Annotated in this window: 5 protein-coding genes; all 5 read left to right on the forward strand. The window is 73.9% G+C overall.

Annotated features, from left to right (window positions below):
* On the forward strand, positions 1-269 hold a 269-nt coding region (locus G6R25_RS20880), incomplete at its 5' end, for a hypothetical protein (RefSeq protein ID WP_205447305.1).
* On the forward strand, positions 266-2464 hold the full coding sequence (locus G6R25_RS28115) for a hypothetical protein (protein ID WP_235949299.1): 2199 nt from the start codon (positions 266-268) through the stop codon (positions 2462-2464). The genes G6R25_RS20880 and G6R25_RS28115, both read left to right, overlap by 4 nt.
* On the forward strand, positions 2461-2760 hold the full coding sequence (locus G6R25_RS20890) for a hypothetical protein (RefSeq protein WP_136446607.1): 300 nt from the start codon (positions 2461-2463) through the stop codon (positions 2758-2760). The genes G6R25_RS28115 and G6R25_RS20890 overlap by 4 nt, the downstream gene beginning before the upstream one ends.
* A 48-nt stretch (positions 2761-2808) precedes the next feature.
* Positions 2809-3150 carry a hypothetical protein gene (locus tag G6R25_RS20895; protein WP_163554281.1) on the forward strand — a complete coding sequence of 114 codons (342 nt, stop codon included), beginning with the start codon at positions 2809-2811 and terminating at the stop codon, positions 3148-3150.
* Between the two features lie 64 nt (positions 3151-3214).
* Positions 3215-5278 (forward strand): hypothetical protein, encoded by a 2064-nt coding sequence (locus G6R25_RS20900; RefSeq protein WP_163554282.1) that lies wholly within the window; start codon positions 3215-3217, stop codon positions 5276-5278.
* Positions 5279-5395 lie beyond the last annotated feature (117 nt).

A 5395-nucleotide genomic window follows, 5' to 3' on the forward strand; every position in this document is an offset into this window, starting at 1 on the left:
CCGCGCACGACGCGCCGCTCGACCACGGCTCGGCGTTCCTGCTCGCGATGGTCATCCAGGAGCAGCAGCCCCCGCCCCCGCAGGTGGCCGAAGCCGATCTCCCGATGTCCGTGGGCGTCATGGCGCTGGCCCTGTCGTCCGGTGCGATGGCGCTGGTCACGGCCGGATCCCCGATGGCGCGTGATGCCGTCCAGCGAGATCTCGGCCTGACCGCCGCCGAGGCGGCGACCGCGGTGCGGCTGCTGCAGGAGCGGGGGGCGGCGTCATGACCGCGGACCTGGCGCAGCTGGAGACGACGCGGGTGGAGGCCACCTGCGGTCGGGTTGTGGCGTGGGATCTGCTGATTGTCCTGGCCCGTGCGGCGGGGGTGGACCGGGCGGTCCCGCCGCCTGCCGACCCGGGCGGCGGCGAGATCAGCCGGTTGGAGGTCACCGCCACCTCGTGGGCCGGGATGCTCGCGCAGCTGGTCGTGGAGCCGTCGGACGCCGGTGGTGTGGTCGCGGTGCTGACCAGCATCGGCGGGGAGCCGGACAACGTGGCGCATCTGCACGACGTGGTGCTCGATGCGGCCGCCGCATGGTTGGACGGCCGTCCCGTGGTGTGGCGGTGGACGTCGGACCGGTGCGCCCCGCACTCGTGGCACTGCGGCTGGGGGCTGGCCGCCGGCACCCATCACCCGGCGCCGGCATCGGCGCCGGTGGCGGCGTGGCGGCGGTGGACGGCGCTGGCGGTGGACTGGCCGGCGCACGTCGTCACGGTCGTGCTGACGACGCTGGCCGGCTGGGGGGTGCTGCTGCACCCGTTCGGCCGGATGGGCGCGGGCTGGGTCGCGGATCTGCTGTGGCAGGCCGGTAGGCCGGTGCACGCCGCGGTGCTGCTCGCTGGCGCGGTGCTGGCACGGCGGCCGCGGACATCACGGTCGCGGTGCTGGACCCGGTCGAGCCGGAGCAGCCGGCCCGCTGGCCGGACCGCTGGTGGGCCCGCCTCGCGGTCGCCGTGCGGGAGCTGGCCCCGGTGCTGCTGCTCGGCACCGCCGTGGTGCTGCTGGGTGGGGGGTGGTTGGCATGACCAGCACCGCGCACACCTGCAACGACGGCACGGGTCCGCGCTGGGGGCGGCGGACGGCGGGCTGCCCGCGGTGCGACGAGCTCGCGGCCGGCGCGCAGCCGATCCGGTGGGCTCCGCCGCGCCGTGCGCGGGCCGTGGCCGACGACGCTCGCCGGGTCGCGGAGATCCGCGCCCACGACTGCGCCGTGTCCGGCTGCAGCGTGGTCTGCACCTTCGGGGAGTGGTGACGATGAGCTGGGCTGAGGAGCGCAGGCAGAACCGGCTCACCGACGCGGATATCCGCCGGGCGGACGCTGATGCGGACGTAGACCGCGGCATCAAGCTGACGCAGGCCGCCGAGCAGGCGGGAGTCCGCCGCCGTGCGCGGCAGATGAAGGCCCTGCGCGGCGCGGCCGGCTGGCTGGGCGGGCACGCCACCGAGCTGCTGATCTACCCGCTGGCGCTGGTCTGCGCCGGCATGGCGGTGCCGGCGATGGCGCACTATGGGCATGACCTGTATGGCGATGCCACGGGTTACGCCCTGCCGATCGTGACCGAGCTGGGCATGTGGGCGTTCGCGATGGCCGTGCTGTTCGCCCGCCGTGACGACCCGGACCGGCCCACGCCGATGCTCAACGTCGGCATCGCCGCCTCTGCCGCGGTCGGTGGCGGGCTGAACTTCGCCCACGGGCTGGGTCACGGGGTGTCGCACGGGCTCGCGATGGCGATCGTGTCGGTGTTCGGTGTTGGCGCCCACCAGTTGGCCGTCGCCCGCGCGCCGCGGAGTCGGGCGGAGCGGGCGGAGGCGCGCATCGCCCGGCAGGCGGCCCGCCGGGTCGCGCGGACCCGGCGGATCGCCGCCCGCACCGCGGTGGTGGACCTGGCCCCCGACGGGTCGGCCCGACTGGTCCACCGGCCGGGGCTGTACGTCCCCGGCCGCCGCCACCTCGACCCGACTACCGTGCCGGGCCTGCCGGTCGACCAGGCCGATCCGACCGACGACTGGGACGCGGCGCTGGCCGACCTGGACGTCGACGGCGGGCCGGTCGAGCTGGGTCTGCGCCTCGACCCGCCTACCGAGGACCCGACCGAGTCGGGTCACCCGACTACCGAGGCCGACCAGCAGGTTTGGCCGGGCGGGTCGGGCCGGGTCGCGGTGCTCGACCCGGACGAGTCGGACCCCGAGTCGGGCGACGACGACCCGGGCCGGCCGGGTCCGGCGCGGCCGATCGACCCGCAGGCACGCCGCAAGCTGCCGGCCGATGAGGCGTTGGACGCCGCCCGCAGACTCGCCCGCAGGACGGGTAAGCGCCTCACCGCCGCGCAGCTCACCAAGGCGCTACAAGTTGGCTCGGACACCGCCCGCAAGCTCCGCGATCAGGTCAACGCCGAGGTGTTCGGCGGCGGTGTGGCGTGAGCGGGCTGCTGCTGGGTCTGGTGGCCGGGCTGACGTGGGCGGTGCTGCCGCCGACGGGCGCGGACCGGGTGTCCGCGGTGCCGGGGGAGCATGCGGCCCGCCCGGCGCTGTGGGTGTACCTGGTGCGTCGGTCCGGTGGCCGGAGCCGGTGGCGGCTGTTGGCCGCGCCGGCGGCGCTGCTGCTGCACGTCGTCGCGGGCCTGGCCTGGACGACGGCGCTGGTCGTCCGCGCGGCCGACCTGGCGATCGAATGGACGGCCCGTCGTGTCGATCTGTGGGTCGACCCCGATTCCTGACCGGTTTTCGATTCCCGTTCCCTGATTCATTCCCAGAGAGGCAAGCCGATGCGACGGATTGACGAGTTTTCCGACATTGATCTGTATGAGGCGGAGGGGGTCCACCGGTACTGCACGGAGCTGCGGCAGATCTACCGGGACCTCGTCGGCGAGCTCGAGTTCGGGGCGGAGGCGCTGCGGGTGGCGCTGGGCACGGCCGGCTGGATGCTCGGCTGGGCCCGCGTGGACCAGAAGGCGCGTGCCCGCCGGGCGACCGCGCCGCTGCGCCGGGCGGGGGACTCCGCGGCGTTCGCCGCCGTGCAGGTCGTGAAAGCCGGACAGCTTTTCCGGGTGATGTACACCGAGCCGTTCGAGGGCGACCACACCCCGGCAAAGAAGTTCAAGTTCTGATTCTGATTCTGACCCGCATTTTCCGGCATTTTTCGTGCACGTTTTTGGATGAGAGGAGATGACGATGAGCGGACGCCGACGCTCGGCCGGTAGCGAGATCACTCGTGTGCCCGGTCAGGCACTGGAGGGGGCGGACCGGGGGCTGGCGTCCGCGACGGCGGACCTGGCCGCCGGCTGGGTGCGCTACACCCCGCCGTGGATCGCCGCCGGCACGCTGCCGGTGCTGGCCGAGTCCTGCCACCTGCTGTGGGGCGGGACAGGGACGGCGCCGTGGGCCGCGGCTGGGATGGCCCTGGCGACGGCGGGGCTGACCAGGCTGACCTGGCGGGTGTCCCACGCCCGCCAGCTGATCGGCCGGATCCACGTCAGCCTCAACACCGCCCTGTCGCTGGGCTGGGTGACGGTCGCGACGATCACCGGGCTGCACCGGCCGGTGACCGACATCTGGCTGCTCGGCGGGGCCGCGGCCGCGTTCGCGTGGAACCTGCGCACCGCCCTGCACGGCACCCGGGAGGACGACGACCGGCTGCGGTCCTGGTGGCGGACGCGGGCGGAGAAGGCATCCTTGCCCGGATCGCAGATGGCGACCCTGGAGGTCGGGGAGGACCGCGGCCGCGGCCGCCTGGAGCTCGCCGACGGGCAGACCGTCAACGACGCCATCGCGCACCGCGAGGTCGTCGCCGCGATGGCCGGCGTGCCCGCGTCCGGGGTGCGCATCCAGCCCGACCCGCACGACGCCAGCGTCGCCGAGGTGACGTTCGTGCGCCGGGACATGCTGCGGGAGATCCGCCCCTACACCGGCCCCTCCTACGTCGGCGGGCTGCCCACGGACCCGCATGAGATCGGGACGTACGAGGACGGCGAGCGTCTGGAGATCACCCTCGCCGCGGTGCGCGGCGACGCCGAGCGCGGCATCGAGGACAAGAACTCGTACCACCTGGGCATTGGCGGCAAGAACGGCGCCGGGAAGTCCGGGCCGGTGCTGATCGTGGCGGGGGACTGGCTGTGCCGCCATGAGGCGCTGGTCATCGTCATCGACACGGTGAAGCGGGAGCAGACCTGGGGCAGCGTCCAGGACCTGCTCACCCTCTTCGTCGCCGAGAAGCGGCAGGCGAAGGCGCTGATCCACGCGGTGCTCACCCGTCTGGTCCCCGCCATCGCCAAGTACCTGGGTGAGCGGGGCTACAGCCAGTGGGAGCCCGGCTGCGGCATCCCCGCGATCTTCTTTGTGATCGAAGAGGCGTTCGACCTGCCGGACGAGTCGATGCGCGAGCTCGTCCAGATCCTCCAGCGGGTCCGCTCACTGGGCATCAACCTGTCGATCTCCGGTCAGCGGTGGACGTTCGACAACATCCCCACCAGCGCCAGGTCCGAGATCGTGCCGATCCAGTTCGGGTGCGCGGCGGGCGACGCGGGCTACCTGCTCGGCGAGCTCGCCGACCGCGGTGGCGACATCGCCGAACAGTGGGGCGCGAACCATCCCGGCCGCGCCCTGGCCGCCCTGCCCGGCATCCCCGAAGAGCGCCACCTCATCCCGCTGCGGGTCGACAAGACGCCCCCGCAGACCCTCGGCCCCCTCGTCCGCCCCCACTACGTCCACACCGAGATGCCGCAGCTGTTCATCGACGCGTTCGGCGAGGTGTGGACCAGCCGGCCCGTGTGGCCGGCACCCGGCACCACCGCACCCCAGCAGGAGGGATGGACCCCACCCATGACCGACACCAGCCCCGCCGACGACGACCTGGACGACGACGCCCCGCTCGACCTCATGACCGACCTCGGCCTGGAGGCCGACGAGGACCCCGACGTCCAGCCTGGCCCCGACGACGAGGTGCCCCCGCTCGGTGGCTTCAACTTCGCCCCGCCGCCGCCGCGGCCGCGCCCCGACTCTGCCGTCGTCCGCCAGGCCGTCGTGGACCTCATCCGCGCGTGGGGGCCCGGCACCGTGTTCCGCCCGGCGGACATCGCCCGGGCGCTGCCCGAGCACGCCGCCCGCAGCCGCTCCACGATCAGCCGCCTGCTGGCCACCCTGCTCGACGACGGCGTCCTGGAGGACGGCGGCCGCGAGGGCGAGTACCGCATGCCCACCACCGCGGCCGGACATGCAGCGTCACCTACCCGCGGGTAGCTGTGCACGGTGTGCAGGCCGTGCAAGGCGTGCATGACCCGCCTTAACGCGCGGCCGCGCGTGACCCGAAGGGGTGTGCGCACCGTGCGCACGGTGCGCACACCCCCACCCCGAACC

It is taken from the genome of Candidatus Frankia alpina (assembly GCF_902806485.1).
GTDB lineage: Bacteria > Actinomycetota > Actinomycetes > Frankiales > Frankiaceae > Frankia > Frankia alpina.

Bases quoted from the DNA above. Each gene is read 5' to 3' on its own strand.
- G6R25_RS20900 (WP_163554282.1), top strand. From the start codon at position 3,215: ATGAGCGGACGCCGACGCTCGGCCGGTAGCGAGATCACTCGTGTGCCC.
- G6R25_RS28115 (WP_235949299.1), top strand. From the start codon at position 266: ATGACCGCGGACCTGGCGCAGCTGGAGACGACGCGGGTGGAGGCCACC.
- G6R25_RS20895 (WP_163554281.1), top strand. From the start codon at position 2,809: ATGCGACGGATTGACGAGTTTTCCGACATTGATCTGTATGAGGCGGAG.